A 20,288-nucleotide genomic window follows, 5' to 3' on the forward strand; every position below is an offset into this window, starting at 1 on the left:
GAGCACCCGTGCGCGTCCCCGTCTCCTGGCTCACCGAGCACGTCGGTCTCACGGAGGTGCCCTCCGCGGACGAGCTGGCGGAGGCGCTGATCCGGGTCGGTTTCGAGGTCGAGGACGTCGAGCAGCTCGAGGCGGTCACCGGTCCGCTCGTGATCGGGCGCGTCACCGAGATCGAGGAGCTCACGGAGTTCAAGAAGCCGATCCGGTTCTGCCGCGTCGACGTCGGGACACGGGGCAGTGATCCGGCCGAGCCGCAGGGCATCGTCTGCGGCGCGACCAACTTCGCCGTCGGCGACCTCGTCGTCGCGGCCCTGCCCGGCACGACGCTGCCCGGCGGCTTCGCCATCGCCGCGCGCAAGACCTACGGCCGGGTCTCCGACGGCATGATCTGCGCGCTGGACGAGCTCGGGATCGGGGACGACCACGCGGGCATCCTCGTGCTGCCGCCCGACACCGCCGAGCCGGGCGCCGACGCGGCCCCGCTGCTCGGGGTCGCCGATGGCGCCGCAGAGGCCGTGCTCGACGTCGCGATCAACCCCGACCGGGGGTACGCGCTGTCGATCCGTGGGCTCGGCCGCGAGATCGCCTGCGCGTACGACGCACCGTTCGGCGACCCCACCGCCATCAACCAGGGACTCCCCGCGGTCGAGGGCGAGGCCTGGCCGGTGACGGTCGAGCCGGCGTCCGGCTGCCGGCGGTTCGTCGCCCGCCGGGTGACCGACCTGGACCCGACCGCGCCGACCCCGTGGTGGATGACCCGCCGGCTGCTGCTCGCGGGGATCCGCCCGATCTCGCTCGCGGTCGACGTCACCAACTACGTGATGCTCGAGCTCGGGCAGCCGATGCACGCCTACGACGCCGCCCGCGTCACCGGCGACGTCGTGGTCCGGCGGGCCCGCGCCGACGAGAAGATCACGACGCTGGACGACGTCAGCCGGGCCCTCGACCCCGACGACGTCGCGGTGTGCGACGAGTCCGGCCCGATCGGGCTCGCCGGGGTGATGGGCGGCGCGTCGACCGAGGTCACCGACACCACCGCGGACGTGCTGCTGGAGGCGGCCACCTGGGAGCCGGCCTCCGTGGCGCGCGCGGCCCGTCGTCACAAGCTCCCCAGTGAGGCGGCCCGCCGCTTCGAGCGCACCGTCGACCCCGCCGTGGCGCGCGCGGCCACCGACCGGGCGGCCGCGCTGCTGGCGCACTACGGCTCCGCGACCGTGGCACCCGGCGTGACCGACGCCGGACCGTTCCCGGCCGGTGACGAGGCCGCGCTCGAGCCGGTGCGGATGGCGCTCGACCTCCCGGACCGCGTCGCCGGCGTCGCCTACCCGCGGGGTGCGAGCGTGCGGCGTCTCGTCCAGGTCGGGTGCGCGGTCGACGTCGACTCGCAGGACGGGGCCGCCGCCGTGGTGGTCACGCCCCCGACCTGGCGTCCGGACCTCGTCCGGCCCGCCGACCTGGTCGAGGAGGTCCTGCGCCTCGAGGGCTACGACGTGATCCCGTCGGTGCTGCCGGCCTTCGCCGGTGGCACCGGGCTGACGATGGCGCAGCGCCGTCGCCGCCAGGTCTCGCGGGCGCTCGCCGACGCCGGCTACCAGGAGGTGCTGCCCTCGCCGTTCATGGCGCCGGGCGTCCTGGACGCCTTCGGGCTGGACGACGACGACCCGCGACGGTCCGCGGTCCGGCTCGCCAACCCGCTCGACGCCGACCGCTCGCTCATGGCGACGACGCTCCTGCCGGGGCTGCTCGACGCCGTCGTCCGGAACGTCTCCCGCGGTCTGCGCGACCTCGCGCTCTTCCACGTGGGCCAGGTGGCGCGACCCGACCGGGGCGAGCGGAGCGACGGGGAGGGCCGCGGCACCCCGGGCGCCGCACCCGTCGTCGGGACCGCGCAGCGCCCCACCGACGCCGAGATCGCCGCGCTGCTCGAGGGGCTGCCCGCGCAGCCGCTGCGGGTCGGTGCGGTCCTCACCGGCGCGTGGGAGCCGAAGGGCTGGTGGGGCGAGGGCCGCCCGGCGACCTGGACGGACGCCGTCGAGGCCGCCCGCACCGTCGCGTCGGTGTACGGGGCGACCCCCGAGGTGTCGGACGACCGCCACGCCCCGTGGCACCCGGGCCGGTGCGCCGCGCTGCACGTCGACGGCGTGCTCGTCGGGCACGCGGGGGAGCTGCACCCGAAGGTCCTCGAGGCGCTCGGCCTGCCGCCCCGCACGTGCGCGATGGAGCTCGAGCTCGACCGGCTCCCGGTGCACGAGGTGCTGGCCCGCCCCGAGGTCTCGGCGTTCCCGCCGGTGCTGCTCGACGTGGCCCTCGTGGCGGCGACCGACGTCCCGGCCGCGGCGCTCGAGGCGACCCTCGTCGAGGGTGGCGGCGACCTGCTCGAGGACGTGCGGCTCTTCGACGTCTACTCGGGTGCCCAGGTGGGGGAGGGTCGGCGGTCGCTGGCGTTCGCCCTGCGCCTCCGCGCGCCCGACCGCACGCTCACCCTCGAGGAGGCCTCCGCCGCCCGTGATGCCGCGATCGCCCTCGCCGGCGAGCGCCACGGGGCGACGCTGCGCGCCTGAGGCGGCGGCCCGCCGGGTTGAGCGAAGGGCACCTTCCGTCGGGTAGACGGGCCGTGGGCGCCCTTCGCCAATGGGTCGGCGCACCACCCGGACTCGAGCGAAGGGCACCTTCGCTCGACCTAGTCGACCGAACGGGCCTTTCGCTCAGAACCGGGTGCCGACCCCAACGCGCCGTCGACGAGCCACGCCAGGCCGGCCGCGTAGGTGCCCCGCAGCGTGTCCATCGGCAGCGGTGCACCGTCCGGGGCCACGCCGAGGGCCGCGTTGCCGATCGCGTGCACCACGAGCACGCGGATCGCGGTGGCCTGGGCCGCCGGGTCGTCGACCCCGGCCCGCACCAGCAGCGCCCGCATGGACTCCCCGAGCCGCACCGCGTTCGGCCCGCGGGAGCCCTGCCGCGCCACGAAGTGCGGCACCAGGGTCGGGTGGGCGAGCAGCAGCTCGTGCGTCGCGGTCATCAGCTCGACCAGCCCGACCCGCGGGACCGCGTCGTCCACGATCGGCAACGACCCGAGCAGGTCGTCGAGCACCGCATCGAGCAGCCCGTCCCGACCATCGACGTGGCTGTAGAGCGCGTTCGGCGCCACCCCCAGACGTCCGGCGACCGCGCGCATCGACAACGATGCGCCCTCGTCGAGGACGTCGCGCGCGGCCTGGACGACGGCGGTCCGGCTCAGCCCGGCCCGCTGTCCCGGAGTTCTCACGGTTGTGAACTGTACACCGTCCAGCTACTATTGGACTATGTACAGCACCTCCGCCGCCGGCGTCCCCCACGTGCTCACCCCGCCGTCGTCCGGGCGGGCGGACGCGCCGCTGGTGATCGCCTGGCACCTCATGGACGCGCCACGCACCGAGCGGGCGTTCGCCGCGGCGCTGCCGCTCGAGGGCCTCGACGCGTGGAAGCTCTATCCGGGCCTCCCGCTCAGCGGCGAGCGCTTCCCCGGGGAGGACGAGTTCATGGGCGCGATGTTCGCCGAGCCCGTCCTCAACGGGCACGGCGCGATCAACGCCGGGGCGCTGGCCGAGCTCCCCGGCCTGCTCGACGAGGTGCGCGCGGAGCACGGCATCGCCGACGGTCCGGTCGCCGTGGTCGGGGGTTCCGCCGGGGCGGGGATCGCGGGAGGAGCCGTCGTCGAGAAGCTGGTCGACGCCCGAGCCGCCGTCCTGATCAGCCCGCTGGTCCAGCTGCGTCCCGTCGTCGACCTCCTCGCCCGCCAGTTCGGGATGGACTACCGCTGGACCCCCGAGTCCGAGGCCGTGGCCGACCGGATGGACCTGGTGTGGCGGGCGCACGAGTTCGGCTCCACGCCCGTGCGGTGCATCGTCGGTGGGGACGACGACCTCGACGCGTTCCTCTACCCGTCGGGCCGGCTGCGCGACATGCTCCGCGAACAGGGCAGCCGGGCCGACCTGCGGGTCGTCAACGACATGGGCCACGCCCTGGCCGAGGAGCCCGGCGTCGAGCCGGCCCCGCAGACGGCCGCTGCGCGGGAGGTCGACGCCCTCGCCGTCGAGTTCCTCGCTCAGTGCCTCGAGTTGGCCTGACCCAGCGCCTTCGTCAGGTCGGCGAGGAGCTGCGGCACGTCGTCGCGGGGAACCACGGCCTGCACGATCGCCATCCGTGACGGGTCGTCCCGGGCTGCCCGCAGCGCCGCGCGCAGCTCACCGACCGTCCCGGCCCGCGTCGCCGTCGCGCCGCCACCCGGCGCGAACATCGCGGGCGCCGCCGTCCAGTCCCAGCGGGCGATGTCGTTGTAGTGCTCGTCGGGCCCGTGGATGGCCCGCTCGACGGTGTAGCCGTCGTTGTCCACGACGACGACCACCGGCGCCAGCCCCTGCCGCACGATCGTCCCCAGCTCGGCCACGGTGAGCTGCGCCGCGCCGTCGCCGATGAGCAGGACGCCCCGCGAGTCGGGCTGGGCGAGCTGCACCCCGAGCGTGGCCGGCAGCGTGTAGCCGATCGACGCCCACAGCGGCTGGCCGATGAAGTCCACCCCGGCGGGCAGCCGGTGGGTCGAGGCGCCGTAGAAGGACGTGCCCTGGTCGGCGAGCACCACGTCCCCGTCGCGCAGGAACCCCGCCACCTCGGCCCACAACGCGTCCTGGGAGAGCGGCTCGTCGTCCGGCGGCGCGGGCAGCGCGACCTCCGGGCCCGGCACCCGCCGCGTGGCGGGCGCCCGCTCGGCGAGCTCGGCCACCAACGGCACGAGGGCGCCGAGGGCGGTCGGCAGCTCCACCGGCGAGAAGGTCGCCGCGCCGACGCTCGCGGTCCGCGCGCCCAGCTCGATCGTGCGCGACCGCGTGATCCGCTGGGTGAAGAACCCGCTGGTCAGGTCGGTGAAGTACACCCCGGACACGACGAGGGCGCCCGCGTCCTCGACCGTCGACCGCACCTCCTCGGGGCTCGCGGCGCCCGCGTAGGTCCCGACGAAGTGGTCGACGCTCTCGTCGACGAGGCTCTTGGCCCACACGTCGGTGGCGTGCCGCAGCGGCCCGGCGTCGATCAGCCGGGCGAGGACCTCGCGCCCGCCGACCCGGTGGGTCAGCAGCCCTGCGAGCAGCGCGACCCGGTCGATCGACCCCGCCCGCTCGAGCAGCGTGCGCGCGGCGTCGACGAAGCCCTCCAGCGCCTCCGGGTCGGTGTAGTCCACCGGGTCCGGGAGCTTTCCCGACGGCGGGTCGACGGCGGCGGCGGACACGTCGGTCGGCACCAGGAGGTAGCCAGGGAGGTGCTGGTCGCGTACGGCGGCGACCACCCGGTCGATCTCCGCCCGGGCGGTGTCCACCGTCAGGGCGGCCCGCGCGCACGTGATGCCCTCGTGCATCGTCATGAAGTGGGTGAAGTCCCCGTCGCCGAGGGAGTGGTGGACCATCCGGTGCGCGGACTGGTGGTCGGTGGAGGGCGCCCCGACGACGTGGACCACCGGGACGTGCTCGGCGAAGCTCCCGGCCATCGCGTTGATCGCGGACAGCTCACCGACCCCGAACGCCGTCGCCAGCGCCGCCATCCCGCGCAGCCGTCCGTACCCATCGGCGGCGTAGCCCGCGTCGAGCTCGTTCGCGCACCCGACCCACTGCAGGCGATCGTGGGCGACGACGTGGTCGAGCATCGCGAGGTTGTAGTCCCCGGGGACGCCGAAGACGTGCTCGACACCCACCTCGGCGAGCCGGTCGGCGAGGTAGTCGGCGACGCAGTAGGTCATGGGCGCCGAGGCTGCCAGACTCCGGCACCGTGAACACCGTCGGTCGGCAGCGGCTCGCCGCGATGCGCCTGGTGGGCGAGCGCTGGGCGACCCCGCACGACGCCGCGGCCGCGCTCGGCTGCGCCCAGGGCCAGGACCTGCCGGGTGTGCTGTCCTCGATCGCCCTCCGGACGGCGTCGGGTGACGAGGAGGAGGTCCGCCGCGCCTTCGACGACGGGACGGTCGTCCGGTCGTGGCCGATGCGCGGCACGCTGCACGTCGTGGCGGCCGAGGACCTCGCCTGGATGCTGCCGCTCGGCACGCCGCGCCCGCTCGCCGCGGCGGCGAAGCGTCGGGAGGGGCTCGGGCTGGCGGAGGCCACGCTCGAGCGGGCGGGGGAGGTCGCGGCCGAGGCCCTGCGCGGGGGCGGGAGGAAGACCCGCGCCGAGATGAGCGAGTGCTGGGCCGACGCCGGGCTCGACCTCACCTCCTCCCGCGCCTACCACTCGCTGAGCGTGCTGAGCCAGCGCGGCCTGCTCGTGCAGGGACCCTTCGCCACGGCCAAGGAGCAGGCGTTCGTGCTGCTCGACGAGTGGGTGCCGGAGCCGACGCGGCTGGGTCGTGACGAGGCCCTGGTCGAGTGGGCGCGACGGTACTTCCGCTCCCACGGGCCGGCGCACCGCAAGGACTTCGCCCGCTGGACCGGGCTCCCCGCCGCCGACGTCAGCACCGCGATCGACGGGGTCCGCGACGAGCTCACCGAGAGCGACGGCCTCCTGCACGACCCAGAGCTCCCCGAGCGGCTCGCGGCCGCCGAGGTGCCCGACGAGCTCCTCCTGCCCGGCTTCGACGAGTTCGTCCTCGGCTACGCCGACCGCTCGCACGTCCTCGACCCGGAGCACGCCGACCGCATCGTGCCCGGGAACAACGGCATCTTCCGGCCGACGGTCGTGCGCGACGGCCGGGTCGTGGGCACGTGGGCCCGGAAGGGCTCCGGGAGGAACCGGCGGGTGGAGCGGGAGCTGTTCTGAGTCGGCCGTCGTGACAGCAAAGCGTCGTTGCTTGCATCCAGTGGCAGGAAATCCGCATCGTCGGGGAGCAGACTCCGTGACATGACGGGCTCGACGCTGCGTTCCCCGATCACCATCGACCTCCCCGTGGTCCCCGTCGGGGCCCTGCTCGACGCCGCTGCCCGCCGCTACGGCGACCGCGCGGCCCTGGTCCACCACGAGGACACGCTCACCTTCCGTGGCCTGTGGGGCGAGGCGTGCGCGGTCGCCCACGCCCTGATCGCGCGCGGTGTACGCCCGGGCGACGTCGTCGGGCTGCACCTGCCGAACTGCCTCGCCTGGCCGGTCGTCTACCACGGCATCCTGCTGGCCGGCGGCACCGTCGCCCTCGCGAGTCCCGCGCTGCCCGCGGAGCTGCTGCGTGACCAGCTCGACGACGCCGGGGTGGTCGCCGTCGTCAGCCGCGACACGACCCTGCGCTCGGTGATCGGGACGGACGGTCGCCGGCTCGACCTGGCCACGGAGCCCGTCGAGACCCCACCCGACGTCGAGATCGACCCGACCGTCGCGCTCGCCCACCTGGCCTACACCGGTGGCACCACGGGCCGGTCCAAGGGCGTGGAGCTGACGCACGCGAACGTCGTCGCGAACGTCCTGCAGTACGTGGCCTCGGGCTCCGGCTCGGTCCCCGCCCCCGACGTGCACGGCGGGATCACCGTCGAGCAGACCTCGTCACCGGAGGAGCACCCGGTCCGCCTCGGCGAGGGCGTGTCGCTCGCGGTCGCCCCGTGGTTCCACGCGATGGGCACCAACGGGCTGACGATCGGGCTCGTCACCGGGGCGACGGCCGTCGTCCAGGACCGGTTCGACCCGGCGGCCTACCTCGCGGACGTCGAGCGCCACCGCGCCACGACGCTGTCCGGCGCACCGGCGATGTACCACGCGCTGCTCGCCCACCCCGACGCCCGGACCCGCGACCTGAGCAGCGTGCGTTCGGTGACCTCGGGCGCGAGTCCGATGGCGGTGGCCCAGGCGGAGCGGATCGCAGCCCTCATGCCGCACGCCGTCGTGCTCGAGGGCTATGGCCTCACCGAGGCGACGATGGCCCTGTGCACCTCCCCGTCGGCGCGCTCGGCACACCGTCGGATCGGCACGGTGGGCGCCCCGATCGCGAACACCGAGCTCGCCCTGCTCGACGTCGAGTCCGGCCGCCCCGGCGACGACCCGGTGCCGGTGGGGGAGCGCGGCGAGATCTGGGCCCGTGGGCCGCAGGTGATGGCCCGCTACCACGACCGTCCCGACGAGACCGCCACGACGCTCGTCGACGGCTGGTTGCGCACCGGCGACATCGGGATCGTCGGCGACGACGGGCTCGTCGCGGTGGTCGACCGCGCGAAGGACATGCTGCTCTACAAGGGCTACAACGTCTTCCCCCGCGAGCTCGAGGAGCGCCTGGTCGCGCGTCCGGAGGTCCTGACGGCGGCCGTGGTCGGCTGGCCCGACGACGCCGTCGGGGAGGCCCCGACGGCGGCCGTGGTGCTCTCCGCCGGGGCGGGCCCGGACGCCGTGGCCGAGCTCGTGGCGGCGGTCAACGGCGAGGTCCGGCCCTACGAGCGCCTGCGCCGGGTCTTCGTCGTCGAGACCCTGCCGGTGTCGGCGGCGGGCAAGGTCCTCAAGCGGGATCTCCGCGACGTGCTGATCTCCTCGGCCGACGGTCCGGCCTGGACCGACGGCGCTTCCTGAGAGCGGGCCTGCGCGGGCGCCGGAAACGGTTGCTCCGTGCAGAGCAGCCGTCCGCTGTTGGGCGCGGTGGCGGCGGCGCCGGGCGGGTCCGCTCTCAGGTCCGCGGTCCGCACACGGTCGTGTGCCTAGCGTGAGCACCCGGTCCACCGGCTCCCCCCGGGTCCGCCCGGTCGGTGGTCCTCCGATGAGTGCCCAGCGTCCTGCCCCGACAGGAGAGCCCGACGGATGTCGCCGTACCCGCACGCCCCCGACGTGCCGCCCCAGTGGTCCCCGACCGGACGGCGGCCCCGGGCCGCCGCCCGCCTCCTGACCGTCCTCGGCGTCCTGGCCGGCCCGGGGGTGATCGCGGGCCTCGCGGTCGCCGGGCTGGTCGGACCCTGGCTCGCCCTCGGACTGGGGGTCGTCGCGCTCGCCGGCGGCGTCGCCCTGGCCGGCGGGACCGTGTTCCGCGGGCCCGGCGCGATGCGCGGCCCCGCCGAGTGGGGCGCGCCCGCGACCGGGGACTTCGTCCCCGGTGCCCGGGTGCTCGTGGTCGGCGGCGGGTACGTCGGGCTGGTCGCGGCCCGGGCGCTGCAGGCCCGCCTCGGGCAGTCCGGCGACGGGCGGCACCGTGGCCGGCGCAGCGGGGCGCGCGACCGCGCGTCGACGCCGGTCGGCTCGATCACCGTCGTCGACCCGCAGCCGCACATGACCTACCAGCCGTTCCTGCCCGAGGCGGCGGGCGGCTCGATCGCCCCGCGGCACCTCACGGTGTCGCTGCGGCGGGTGCTGGACCGCTGCGACGTGGTGACGGGATCGGTCGTGGCGGTCGACGACGCGCGGCGCCGCGCCGTGGTGGCGCTCGGCGACGGGTCGTCGACGGAGGTCGGCTACGACGTCCTGGTGGTCGCCCCGGGCGCGGTGGCCCGGGAGCTCCCGGTGCCGGGGCTCGCCGAGCAGGCCCTGACGTTCCGCACGGTGGGCGACGCGACGGCGCTGCGCGACCACGTGCTGTCCCGGCTCGACGCCGCGGCCTCCGTCGTCCCGGGCTCGCCCGACGAGGCGGCACGACGGGCCCGGCTGCTCACCTTCGTCGTCATCGGCGGCGGCTTCGCCGGGGTCGAGGCCCTCGGCGAGATCGAGGACCTCGCGCGGCGGGCCGCGAAGCAGGTCGGGGTGGACCCCGGGGAGCTGCGCTGGGTCCTGGTCGAGGCCTCGAAGCGGATCATGCCCGAGGTGAGCGAGCCGACCGCCGCGCGGGTGCACGGCAAGCTCGCCCGACGCGGCATCGAGGTCCGGGTCGGGGCCGGACTGGTCTCCGCCGAGGGCGGCGTCGTCCGGCTCGCCGACGGGACCGTCGTCCCCACGGACACGGTCGTCGTGGCGGCCGGCACGCGGCCGAACCCGCTGCTGGAGCGGACCGACCTCCCGCTGGAACGCACCGGCAAGGTGCGCTGCACGGCGATGCTGCAGGTCATCGGGCGCTCGCACGTCTTCGCGGCGGGCGACGGCGCGGCCGTGCCGGACCTCGCCCGGGGCGCCACGCTCGCCGACGAGGACCCGCAGGTGCTCACCGCGCCCACCGCCCAGCACGCGGTCCGTCAGGCGCGGGTGCTGGCGGGCAACGTCGTCGCCCACCTCGGCGGACGTCCGCTGCAGCCCTACCACCACGCGTCGGCCGGGGTGGTCGCCGGGCTGGGGCGGCGCCGCGGCGTCGCCGAGATCCGGGGGCTGCGCCTCATGGGGTGGCCGGCCTACGCCCTGCACCGCGCCTACCACCTCTGGGCCATGCCGACCACGGAGCGCAAGGCGCGGATCGTGCTCGACTGGTTCGCCGCGGCCCTCCTGGGGCGGGACCCGGTCGCGACGGGGGCCGTGGTGCCGTCGCCGCGCCGGGGGGACGGCGACCCGGAGGTCGCGCCCGCGCCCGCGACCACCTCGGAGCCGGCGCGACCCGCACGCGGGACCCGTGGGATCGTGGACCCCGCCGTCATCGACGGCCCGACGCTGCGCGAGCCCCACCCCTCCTTCCCGACGCCGAGCCGGGTCGGGGTCCCCAGCGGCTCCCGCCCCGGCCCGACGACCGGCGACCAGCCGGCGTTGTCCTGGCTGAGCACCGGGAGGCACGACTTCCGCTGATCCGTTGCATGGAATTCCGTGATCGTGCATAGTCATTCGTATGCGGATCGCGGTGGCCGGTGCGAGCGGGTACGTCGGGGGTGAGCTCCTGCGGCTGGCGCTCGGCCATCCCGAGGTGGAGATCGGGGCGCTGACCGCGGGGGACTCCGCGGGCAGTCTCCTCGGGGCGCACCAGCCGCACCTGTCGACCCTGGCCGACCGTCCGATCGTGGAGACGACGGTCGAGGCCCTCGCGGGGCACGACGTCGTCTTCCTGGCGCTCCCGCACGGCCGGTCGGCGGAGCTCGCCGCGCGGCTGCCCGCCGACGTGCTGGTGGTCGACTGCGGGGCCGATCACCGGCTGCGCGACCAGGCGGCGTGGGAGCGCTGGTACGGCGGCGAGCACGCGGGCCACTGGCCCTACGGCCTGCCGGAGCTGCCCGGGGCGCGGGAGGCGCTGCGCGGCAGCCGGCGGATCGCCGTCCCGGGCTGCTACCCGACGACGGCGACACTGGCCGCTCTCCCCGCCGTCGCCTCGGGCCTGGTCGAGCCGGAGATCAGCGTCGTCGCCTTCTCCGGCACGTCCGGGGCCGGGCGGGCGGCGAAGCCGCACCTGCTCGGTTCCGAGGTGATGGGGTCGGCCACGGCCTACGGCGTCGGCGGCGCCCACCGGCACACCCCGGAGATCGTGCAGAACCTCTCCGACCTCGGCGCCGGGCCGGTCCGGGTCTCGTTCATCCCGGTCCTCGCGCCGATGCCGCGCGGCATCCTGGCGGTGGTCAGTGCCCCGCTCGCCGACGCGGCGGTCGACGCCACCCAGGCGCGGGAGGTCTACGCCAAGGCGTACGACGCCGAGGCCTTCGTCCACCTCCTGCCCGAGGGCGTCCAGCCCGCCACGAAGAGCGTGGTGGGGTCGAACGCCGTCCAGGTGCAGGTCGAGGTGGATGCGGACGCCGGCCGGCTCGTGGCCACGGCCGTGATCGACAACCTCACCAAGGGCACCGCGGGCGGCGCCTTCCAGTCGGTCAACGTGGCCCTCGGGCTCGAGGAGACCCTCGGCCTGCCCACCGCCGGCCTCGCCCCGTGAGCCCGTCCTCCGCACCGACCGCACCGACCGCACCGACCTCGACGAGGAGGACGCCGTGAGCGTCACCGCCGCCGCCGGCTTCCGGGCCACCGGCGTCCGCGCCGGGCTGCGCGCCCACGGCGACCGCCCCGATCTCGCCCTGGTGGTCAACGACGGCCCGTCGACCACCGCGGCCGGGGTCTTCACCCGCAACCAGGTCAAGGCCGCCCCCGTGCTGTGGTCCCAGCAGGTGCTGCGCGAGCGCTCCCTGCGCGCGGTCGTGCTGAACTCGGGGGGCGCGAACGCCTGCACCGGCCCCGACGGGTTCGGCGACACCCACCGCACCGCCGAGAAGGTCGCCGAGGTCCTCGGGTGCGGGGCGATCGAGGTCGCGGTCTGCTCGACCGGGCTGATCGGCGAGCGGCTCCCCATCGACTCCCTGCTCGCCGGGGTCGACGAGGCGGCGACCGGGCTCGGCGACGACGAGGCCGCCGGGACCTCGGCCGCCACCGCCGTCCTCACCACCGACACCGTCGACAAGCAGGCGGCCCGGACGCGCGACGGCTGGACGGTCGGCGGGTTCGCGAAGGGCGCCGGGATGATGGCGCCGAGCCTCGCGACCATGCTCGTCGTCGTCACCACCGACGCCGCGCTCGACGCCGAGGTCGCCGATCGCGCCCTCCGCGCGGCCACATCCGTGACCTTCGACCGGCTCGACATCGACGGGTCGACCAGCACGAACGACACGGTGATCCTGCTGGCGTCCGGATCCTCCGGCGTGACGCCCGACGAGGGGACCTTCACCGGCGAGCTGCGCGAGGTGTGCGCCGAGCTCGCCCGCGGGCTGCAGGCCGACGCCGAGGGGGTCACCAAGCGCATCGTCGTGACCGTGACGGGCGCGTCCACCGACGCCGAGGCGCTCGTGGGGGCCCGCGCGGTCGCCCGCGACAGCCTGGTGAAGACCGCGCTGTTCGGCTCCGACCCGAACTGGGGCCGGATCGCGGCCGCGATCGGCGCCAGCGACGCCCGGGTGGAGCCGGAGACGCTGTCGGTCACCGTCAACGGGGTGCTGCTCTGTGCCGCCGCCGCGGCGGTGGGCGACCGGTCGAAGGCCGACCTCACCGGGCGGGACGTCGAGGTCGAGGTCGATCTCGGTCTGGGCACCGGGACCGCGACCGTGCTGACCACCGACCTGTCGCACGCCTACGTCGAAGAGAACAGCGCGTACTCGACATGACCGCGACGTCGCACGAGGAGGCCCAGGGCAAGGCGGCCGTGCTGGCCGAGGCGCTGCCGTGGCTGCGGGAGTTCCAGGACGCGATCGTCGTCGTCAAGTACGGCGGCAACGCGATGGTCGACGACGAGCTGCGCCGCGCCTTCGCCGAGGACATGGTGTTCCTGCGCCTCGCCGGGATCCGTCCGGTCGTCGTGCACGGCGGCGGTCCCCAGATCTCCGCCATGCTCGAGCGGCTCGGCATGGAGGGCGAGTTCCGCGGCGGGCTGCGGGTGACCACGCCGGAGACGATGGACGTCGTCCGGATGGTGCTCGTGGGGCAGGTCGGCCGGGAGCTCGTCGGCCTGGTCAACGCCCACGGGCCCCTCGCGGTCGGGATGTCCGGTGAGGACGCGCAACTGTTCACGGCCGCGCGGCGCACCGCCACCGTCGACGGCGAGCAGGTCGACGTCGGTCTGGTCGGCGACGTCGTCGCCGTCAACCCCGCGGCCGTGCTCGACCTCGTCGCCGGCGGCCGCATCCCGGTGATCTCCACGGTCGCCCCCGACATCGACGGCGTCGTGCACAACGTGAACGCCGACACCGCCGCGGGGGCACTCGCGGTCGCCCTGGGAGCCCGCAAGCTCGTCGTCCTCACCGACGTCGAGGGGCTCTACACCGACTGGCCCGACCGCGCGAGCCTCCGCACCGAGATCGGTGCGGACGAGCTCGCCGGGCTCCTGCCCGGTCTCGCGAGCGGCATGATCCCCAAGATGGAGGCCTGCCTGCGGGCGGTCCTGGGCGGCGTGCCCCGCGCGCACGTCATCGACGGCCGGGTGGCGCACTCGGTCCTGCTCGAGGTCTTCACCAGCAAGGGCGTCGGGACGATGGTCGTCCCCGCCGAGGAACCCGGAGGAGGTCCCGCATGACCACGTCAGCACCCACCGGTGAGGACCTCCGCCGCCGCTGGTCGGAGACGATGATGGGGAACTACGGCACCCCGCCGATCGACCTCGTCCGGGGCGAGGGCGCCCGCGTCTGGGACACCGACGGTCGCGAGTACCTCGACCTGCTCGGCGGGATCGCGGTCAACCTGCTCGGCCACGCGCACCCCGCCGTGGTCGAGGCGGTGACCCGGCAGGTCGCCACCCTCGGCCACACCTCGAATCTCGTGATCAACCCGCGCACCGTCGAGCTCGGCGAGCGCCTGCTGGAGCTGCTCGGGGTGACCGACGGCCGGGTGCTGATGTGCAACTCCGGCGCGGAGGCCAACGAGGCGGCCTTCAAGATCGCCCGGCGGACCGGTCGGCCGAAGATCGTCGCCGCCGAGGGCGGGTTCCACGGCCGGACGATGGGCGCCCTCGCGATGACCGGCCAGCCCGCCAAGCGCGAGCCGTTCGAGCCGATGCCGCCCGGGGTGGAGTTCGTGCCCTACGGCGACGCCGAGGCGCTGCGGGCCGCGGTGGACGGCGACACCGCGGCGGTCGTCCTCGAGCCGATCCAGGGCGAGGCGGGCGTCGTCATCCCGCCCGAGGGCTACCTCCAGGCGGCCCGCGAGATCACCTCGGACGCCGGCGCCCTGCTCGTCGTCGACGAGGTGCAGACCGGCATCGGGCGCACCGGGGTCTGGTTCGCCCACCAGCGCGCGGGCGTCGTCCCCGACGTCGTGACGCTGGCGAAGGGCCTCGGCGGCGGCCTCCCGCTCGGCGCCTGCATCGGCATCGGTTCCGCCGCCGAGCTGCTCGGGGCGGGCCAGCACGGCACGACCTTCGGGGGCAACCCGGTGTGCTGTGCCGCCGCGCTGGCCGTCCTCGACACGATCGTCCGGGAGGGACTGCTCGACCGAGCCGACACGCTCGGCAAGGACCTCGGGACGCGGATCGAGGGCCTCGACCACCCGCTGGTCGACCACGTCGACGCGGCCGGCCTGCTGATCGGCGTCGCCCTGACCACCCCGGCCTCGCCGCAGGTCACCGCCGCTGCCCTCGAGTCCGGCTTCCTGATCAACGGGGCCGTCCCGGGCCGGCTGCGGCTCGCCCCGCCCGCCGTCGTCACCGACGACCAGGTGGAGGGCTTCCTCGCGGCCCTGCCCGACGTCCTCACGCGTGGTGCCGCCCGGGCGGAGGGGACGTCGTGACGGCCCCGTCCCTGTCCACCTCCGGCGGGACCACCACGGGCGGCGTCCCGTCCGGACGCCGGGCGCCACGCCACCTGCTGCGCGACGACGACCTCTCGCCCGCCGAGCAGGCCGAGGTCCTCGAGCTCGCGGCCACGATCAAGGCCGACCCGTTCGGGCACCGCCCCCTCGCCGGCCCGCGGGCCGTCGCGGTCATCTTCGACAAGCCCTCGACGCGGACGCGGGTCTCGTTCCAGGTCGGCATCGCCGCCCTCGGCGGCACCCCGGTGATGATCGACGGCCGGGACGCCCAGTTCGGGCGGGGCGAGACCATCGCGGACACGGCGCGGGTGCTGTCCCGCTACGTCGACGCCATCGTCTGGCGCACCGGGGCCGACGAGCGCATCCGGGAGATGGCCGCGCACGCGAGCGTGCCCGTCGTCAACGCGCTCACCGACGGCTTCCACCCCTGCCAGGTCCTCGCCGACCTGCAGACCGTCGTCGAACGGCACGGCCGTACCGCCGGGCTCACGCTGACCTACCTGGGCGACGGGGCGAACAACATGGCGCACTCCCTGCTGCTCGGTGGCGTCACCGCCGGGATGCACGTGCGGGTCGCCTCCCCGGACGGCTTCCACCCCGACCCGACCGTGCTGGCGGACGCCCGGTCGCGGGCGGTGGAGACCGGCGGCTCGGCGGCGGCTGTCGTGGTGGACGGGCGGCCCGCGGCGCTCGACGCCGCCGCGGGGGCCCACGTCCTCGTCACCGACACCTGGACCTCGATGGGGCAGGAGGACGACGGGCTGGACCGCGTCGCGCCGTTCCGGCCCTGCCGCATCGACGACGAGCTGCTGGCGGGCGCGGCGGCCGACGCGACCGTGCTGCACTGCCTGCCCGCGCACCGGGGCGACGAGATCACCGCGGAGCTCCTCGACGGCCCGACGTCCGCGGTGTGGGACGAGGCGGAGAACCGCCTGCACGCCCAGAAGGCCCTGCTGACCTGGCTCCTCGGGCGATGACCCCGGCGGACGAGGCCCTCGGCGCCGAGCCCGAGGCGGTGCCCGACCCCCGGCTCGCGCGGGAACGGCTGGAGCGGCTGCGCCCGGTCACCAGCCGCGCCTCCCGCCAGGCCCGCATCGTCGAGCTGATCAGCACCCGCGAGGTGCACAGCCAGAGCGAGCTCGCCGCGATGCTCGGCCGGGAGGGCGTGGACGCCACGCAGGCGACCCTGTCCCGCGACCTCGACGAGCTCGGTGCGGTGAAGCTGCGCGGCGCCGACGGCGGCGCCGGGCGCTACGTGGTCCCCGACGACGGCAGCCCGGTGCGGGGGGTCACCGGGGGTACCGACAGACTGTCCCGGCTGCTCGCGGAGCTGCTGGTCTCGGTGGACCACTCGGGCAACCTGGCGGTGCTCCGGACCCCGCCGGGCGGGGCGCACTACCTGGCGAGCGCGCTGGACCGGGCGGCGCTGTCCGAGGTCGTTGGCACGATCGCGGGGGACGACACCGTGGTCGTGGTCGCCCGCGAGCCGCTCGACGGGGCCGGCCTCGCCGGCCTGCTCAGCGGCCTGGGCGGGCGGCCCGCAGCACGACGCACACACCAGGACGACGGGGAGGACCTTCGGTGACGGCGGGAACGGGCGGGGCGCTCTGGGGCGGACGGTTCTCCTCGGGACCGGACGCGGTCATGGCGGCCCTGTCGAAGTCGACCCAGTTCGACTGGGTGCTCGCTCCCTACGACCTCGCGGGATCGCGGGCACACGCCCGCGTGCTGCACCACGCGGGGCTTCTCGACGACGAGGAGCTCACCGGCATGCTCGACGGGCTCGCCCGTCTCGAGCGTGACGTCGAGGACGGGGCCTTCGTCGCCGCGGAGTCCGACGAGGACGTACACACCGCGCTCGAGCGGGGGCTCATCGAGCGTGTCGGTCCGGAGCTCGGCGGCAAGCTGCGCGCCGGCCGGTCCCGCAACGACCAGATCGCGACGCAGCTGCGGATGTGGCTGCGCGACCGGCTCCGTGAGATCGCGCGCGGGGTCTGCGACGTGGTGGACGCGCTCGTCGTGCAGGGGCGGACCCACCCCGACGCGGTCATGCCCGGCCGCACCCACCTCCAGCACGCCCAGCCGGTGCTGCTCGCCCACCACCTCGGTGCCCACGCCCAGGCCCTCCTGCGCGATGTCGAGCGCTGCCGCGACCTCGACCGGCGTCTCGGGCTCTCGCCGTACGGCTCGGGGGCCCTGGCCGGCACCTCGCTCGGTCTCGACCCGGCGGCGGTCGCCCGCGACCTCGGGTTCCGCGACGCGGTCGACAACTCGATCGACGGCACCGCCTCCCGCGACCTTGCCGCCGAGGGCGCGTTCGTCCTGGCCATGGTCGCCGTCGACCTCTCCCGGATGGCCGAGGAGACGATCCTCTGGGCGACCGCGGAGTTCGGGTACGTGACGCTCGACGACGCGTGGTCCACCGGGTCGTCGATCATGCCGCAGAAGAAGAACCCCGACGTCGCCGAGCTGGCCCGCGGGAAGGCCGGACGCCTCGTCGGGAACCTCGCCGGTCTCCTGACGACGCTCAAGGCGCTGCCGCTCGCCTACAACCGCGACCTGCAGGAGGACAAGGAGCCGCTGTTCGACTCGGCGGCGCAGCTCGCCATGGTGCTGCCGGCGATGGCCGGGATGATCCGCACCCTGACGATCCACACCGACCGGCTGGCCGAGCTGGCTCCGGCGGGGTTCAGCCTCGCCACCGACATCGCCGAGTGGCTGGTGCGCCAGGGCGTGCCGTTCCGACGTGCCCACGAGGCCGCCGGGGCCTGCGTCCGGGCCGCCGAGGGCCGCGGTGTCGGCCTGGACGAGCTGACCGACGACGAGCTCGCCGGCTGCGACCCCGCGCTCACCCCGGACGTCCGCACGGTGCTGACCGTCGAGGGATCGATCGCCTCGCGGGACGCCCACGGGGGAACCGCGCCGAAGCGGGTCGCCGAACAGTACGACCGCATCGTGGGGGCCGTGATCGAGGCGCGCGCGTGGGCCGGCCGGCCGATCGACCGACGGTGACGTCGGTTCCGGCCCGCTCCGAGCTGGCCGTCGACCCGCTCGACGCCGCGCGGTTCCTGCTCGGGTGCGAGCTCGTCGCGGACACGCCCGAGGGAGATGTCCGGGTCCGCCTGGTCGAGGTCGAGGCGTACCGCGGCGAGGACGACCCCGGCTCGCACTGCTACCGCGGGCGCACCCCGCGCAACGACGTCATGTGGGGTCCGGCCGGTCATCTCTACGTCTACTTCGTCTACGGGATGCACTTCTGCGCGAACGTCGTCGCTCTCGACGACGGGCGCCCCGGGGCCGTCCTGGTGCGCGCGGGGGAGGTGCTCTCCGACCGGTCCCTCGCCCACGTCCGACGGCCCACGGCGCGCGGGCGGGACGCGGAGCTGGCGAAGGGGCCGGCGCGACTGTGCACGCTGCTCGGCCTCGCGCGGGAGCACAACGGCGTCGACGTCCTCGACCCGCAGGCCCCCGTCCGGCTCGAGCGCGGCACGGCGGTGCCCGACGAGGCCGTGCGCCGGGGGCCCCGGGTCGGGGTGGCCGTCGGCCAGGAACGGCCGTGGCGCCTGTGGGTGGACGGGTCGTCGGCGGTGACGCCGTACAAGGCGGGGCGCGCCCGCCCGGACGGTCCCGACTGGTAGCGGGGCCGACCGGCCACAATGGACCCGTGACCGCACCGCACATCCTCGACGACCTCGCCTGGCGAGGGCTGATCGCCCAGAGCACCGACCTCGACGCGCTGCGCCGCGACCTGGACGCCGGCACGGTCACCCTCTATTCGGGCATCGACCCGACGGCGCCGAGCGCCCACATCGGCCACCTGCTGCAGTGGCTGACCCTCGCGCGCTTCCAGCAGGCCGGCCACCGACCGATCGCGCTGGTGGGTGGCGCGACCGGTCTCATCGGCGACCCGAAGCCGACGGCCGAGCGGACGCTCAACGACCGCGAGGTCGTCGCCGGCTGGGTGGAGAAGATCGGGCAGCAGCTCCGGCCGTTCCTCGAGTTCACCGGGGACAACGCCGCGCTGCTGGTCAACAACCTCGACTGGACCGAGGGCGTCTCGGCCCTGGACTTCCTGCGTGACCTCGGCAAGCACTTCCGCGTCGGGCGCATGCTCGCCAAGGAGGCGGTGAGCCGGCGGATGGAGTCCGACGAGGGCATCAGCTACGCCGAGTTCTCCTACCAGATCCTGCAGTCCTACGACTTCCTCGAGCTGTTCCGCCGCTACGGCTGCACGATGCAGACCGGGGGCAGCGACCAGTGGGGGAACCTGACGGCGGGCATCGACCTGATCCACCGCGTCGAGGGTCGGTCCGTGCACGCGCTCGGCACCCCGCTGATCACCAAGGCCGACGGGTCGAAGTTCGGCAAGACCGAGGGCGGCACGGTGTGGCTCGACGCCTCGCTGACGAGCCCCTACGCCTTCTACCAGTTCTGGATCAACGCCGAGGACGCCAAGGTGGGGGAGTACCTACGGGCCTTCACGTGGCTGCCGCGCGAGGAGATCGAGGACCTCGAGCGCCAGACCGTGGAGAAGCCCCAGGTGCGTGCCGCGCAACGCGCCCTGGCCGAGTCGGTGACGACGCTCGTGCACGGGGCCGCGGAGCTCGGTCGGGTCCAGGCCGCGAGCCAGGCCCTGTTCGGGCGGGGCGAGCTGCGAGCCCTGGACGCCCCGACGCTCGCGGCCGCCCTCGCCGAGGTCCCGTCGACGACGCTGCCGCGGACCGACAACCCGACGATCGTCGACCTGCTCGTCGGCACCGGTCTGGCCACGGGCCGCGGCGCCGCCCGGCGGACCGTCGCCGAGGGTGGGGCCTACGTGAACAACGCCAAGGTCGACGCGGAGGACTGGACGCCGGGGGAGGCCGACCTGCTGCACGGCCGCTGGCTCGTGGTGCGCCGCGGGAAGCGGACGACGGCGGGCGTGGAGCTCGTGTCGACCTGATGTCGGCCGTGGGTCGGGCGGGAAACGCCGCCCGACCTGCGGTGACGCCCGAACGGGACCCCCCTGAACACGGGCCTCGCGGGGTGTGTAAAGTTCTCCATGTCGCCAGGCCGGAGGGGTTGCCCCGGGGTCTGGGGGCGGGATAGGTTCGAGAGGTTGCCCTCCAGCCGGTCTGGTAGGGTCGGAGTCGAACTGAGTCACCGAGCGGTGCGCCACTCCTGGGTGGGTGGTTGCGGGTTCGTGTGGTCGTCCTTTGAGAACTCAACAGTGTGCTGACGTTTTGTGTTCTGGCCCCAGCTTTGTGTTGGGGTTTGTT

At 75.1% G+C, this 20,288-nt stretch carries 16 protein-coding genes; 14 read left to right on the plus strand and 2 right to left on the minus strand.

Annotated features, from left to right (window positions below; genetic code table 11):
• Window positions 1–8: 8 nt before the first annotated feature.
• On the plus strand, window positions 9–2,561 hold the full coding sequence (gene pheT, locus QRT03_RS13325; RefSeq protein WP_286053313.1) for a phenylalanine--tRNA ligase subunit beta: 2,553 nt from the start codon (window positions 9–11) through the stop codon (window positions 2,559–2,561).
• Between the two features lie 119 nt (window positions 2,562–2,680).
• Here pheT and QRT03_RS13330 read toward each other — a convergent pair whose 3' ends face one another.
• The gene (locus QRT03_RS13330; protein WP_286053315.1) at window positions 2,681–3,265 is read right to left on the minus strand and encodes a hypothetical protein; all 585 of its coding nucleotides are present in this window, start codon (window positions 3,263–3,265) and stop codon (window positions 2,681–2,683) included.
• Window positions 3,266–3,302: 37 nt separating this feature from the next.
• Here QRT03_RS13330 and QRT03_RS13335 point away from each other — a divergent pair, with 37 nt between their 5' ends.
• Window positions 3,303–4,106, plus strand: a complete 804-nt coding sequence (locus QRT03_RS13335; RefSeq protein ID WP_286053316.1) for an alpha/beta hydrolase — start codon at window positions 3,303–3,305, stop codon at window positions 4,104–4,106.
• On the opposite strand, the gene QRT03_RS13340 is transcribed toward QRT03_RS13335, so the two are convergent.
• Window positions 4,085–5,764, minus strand: a complete 1,680-nt coding sequence (locus QRT03_RS13340) for an alpha-keto acid decarboxylase family protein (protein WP_286053317.1) — start codon at window positions 5,762–5,764, stop codon at window positions 4,085–4,087. The genes QRT03_RS13335 and QRT03_RS13340 overlap by 22 nt on opposite strands.
• A 29-nt stretch (window positions 5,765–5,793) precedes the next feature.
• Here QRT03_RS13340 and QRT03_RS13345 point away from each other — a divergent pair, with 29 nt between their 5' ends.
• The 12 genes from QRT03_RS13345 (at window position 5,794) to tyrS (ending at window position 19,972) form a co-directional block, all read left to right on the plus strand.
• Window positions 5,794–6,774 carry a winged helix DNA-binding domain-containing protein gene (locus tag QRT03_RS13345; RefSeq protein WP_286053318.1) on the plus strand — a complete coding sequence of 327 codons (981 nt, stop codon included), beginning with the start codon at window positions 5,794–5,796 and terminating at the stop codon, window positions 6,772–6,774.
• 81 nt (window positions 6,775–6,855) lie between these two features.
• Window positions 6,856–8,496 carry a class I adenylate-forming enzyme family protein gene (locus QRT03_RS13350; protein WP_286053319.1) on the plus strand — a complete coding sequence of 547 codons (1,641 nt, stop codon included), beginning with the start codon at window positions 6,856–6,858 and terminating at the stop codon, window positions 8,494–8,496.
• Between the two features lie 225 nt (window positions 8,497–8,721).
• On the plus strand, window positions 8,722–10,614 hold the full coding sequence (locus tag QRT03_RS13355; RefSeq protein WP_286053320.1) for an NAD(P)/FAD-dependent oxidoreductase: 1,893 nt from the start codon (window positions 8,722–8,724) through the stop codon (window positions 10,612–10,614).
• Between the two features lie 34 nt (window positions 10,615–10,648).
• Window positions 10,649–11,680, plus strand: a complete 1,032-nt coding sequence (gene argC, locus QRT03_RS13360; protein ID WP_286053366.1) for an N-acetyl-gamma-glutamyl-phosphate reductase — start codon at window positions 10,649–10,651, stop codon at window positions 11,678–11,680.
• Between the two features lie 55 nt (window positions 11,681–11,735).
• Complete coding sequence (argJ, locus tag QRT03_RS13365) at window positions 11,736–12,896, plus strand: bifunctional glutamate N-acetyltransferase/amino-acid acetyltransferase ArgJ (RefSeq protein ID WP_286053321.1); 1,161 nt, start codon at window positions 11,736–11,738, stop codon at window positions 12,894–12,896.
• The gene (argB, locus tag QRT03_RS13370; protein ID WP_286053322.1) at window positions 12,893–13,801 is read left to right on the plus strand and encodes an acetylglutamate kinase; all 909 of its coding nucleotides are present in this window, start codon (window positions 12,893–12,895) and stop codon (window positions 13,799–13,801) included. The genes argJ and argB overlap by 4 nt, the downstream gene beginning before the upstream one ends.
• Window positions 13,798–15,009, plus strand: a complete 1,212-nt coding sequence (locus QRT03_RS13375) for an acetylornithine transaminase (protein ID WP_286053323.1) — start codon at window positions 13,798–13,800, stop codon at window positions 15,007–15,009. Before argB ends, QRT03_RS13375 begins: the two co-directional genes overlap by 4 nt.
• An 11-nt stretch (window positions 15,010–15,020) precedes the next feature.
• Entirely contained in the window at window positions 15,021–16,007 is a 987-nt protein-coding gene (argF, locus tag QRT03_RS13380) for an ornithine carbamoyltransferase (protein ID WP_286053367.1), read from the plus strand.
• Window positions 16,004–16,615 carry an arginine repressor gene (locus QRT03_RS13385; protein WP_286053324.1) on the plus strand — a complete coding sequence of 204 codons (612 nt, stop codon included), beginning with the start codon at window positions 16,004–16,006 and terminating at the stop codon, window positions 16,613–16,615. The genes argF and QRT03_RS13385 overlap by 4 nt, the downstream gene beginning before the upstream one ends.
• Window positions 16,612–18,042 carry an argininosuccinate lyase gene (gene argH, locus QRT03_RS13390; RefSeq protein ID WP_286053325.1) on the plus strand — a complete coding sequence of 477 codons (1,431 nt, stop codon included), beginning with the start codon at window positions 16,612–16,614 and terminating at the stop codon, window positions 18,040–18,042. Before QRT03_RS13385 ends, argH begins: the two co-directional genes overlap by 4 nt.
• Window positions 18,039–18,668: a DNA-3-methyladenine glycosylase gene (locus tag QRT03_RS13395; protein WP_286053327.1), complete on the plus strand. Its 630-nt coding sequence runs from the start codon at window positions 18,039–18,041 to the stop codon at window positions 18,666–18,668. Before argH ends, QRT03_RS13395 begins: the two co-directional genes overlap by 4 nt.
• A 26-nt stretch (window positions 18,669–18,694) precedes the next feature.
• Window positions 18,695–19,972, plus strand: a complete 1,278-nt coding sequence (gene tyrS / locus QRT03_RS13400; protein ID WP_286053328.1) for a tyrosine--tRNA ligase — start codon at window positions 18,695–18,697, stop codon at window positions 19,970–19,972.
• The last annotated feature ends 316 nt before the right edge of the window (window positions 19,973–20,288 follow it).

Origin of the sequence: Actinomycetospora termitidis (assembly GCF_030286555.1) — a bacterium.
GTDB classification, from domain to species: Bacteria; Actinomycetota; Actinomycetes; order Mycobacteriales; family Pseudonocardiaceae; genus Actinomycetospora; species Actinomycetospora termitidis.

What these genes read in the sequence shown, in the direction of transcription:
- QRT03_RS13335 (WP_286053316.1), top strand. Translation starts at nt 3,303, where the DNA reads ATGTACAGCACCTCCGCCGCCGGCGTCCCCCACGTGCTCACCCCGCCG.
- QRT03_RS13340 (WP_286053317.1), bottom strand. Translation starts at nt 5,764, where the DNA reads ATGACCTACTGCGTCGCCGACTACCTCGCCGACCGGCTCGCCGAGGTG.
- QRT03_RS13350 (WP_286053319.1), top strand. Translation starts at nt 6,856, where the DNA reads ATGACGGGCTCGACGCTGCGTTCCCCGATCACCATCGACCTCCCCGTG.
- QRT03_RS13355 (WP_286053320.1), top strand. Translation starts at nt 8,722, where the DNA reads ATGTCGCCGTACCCGCACGCCCCCGACGTGCCGCCCCAGTGGTCCCCG.
- argB (WP_286053322.1), top strand. Translation starts at nt 12,893, where the DNA reads ATGACCGCGACGTCGCACGAGGAGGCCCAGGGCAAGGCGGCCGTGCTG.
- QRT03_RS13375 (WP_286053323.1), top strand. Translation starts at nt 13,798, where the DNA reads ATGACCACGTCAGCACCCACCGGTGAGGACCTCCGCCGCCGCTGGTCG.
- QRT03_RS13385 (WP_286053324.1), top strand. Translation starts at nt 16,004, where the DNA reads ATGACCCCGGCGGACGAGGCCCTCGGCGCCGAGCCCGAGGCGGTGCCC.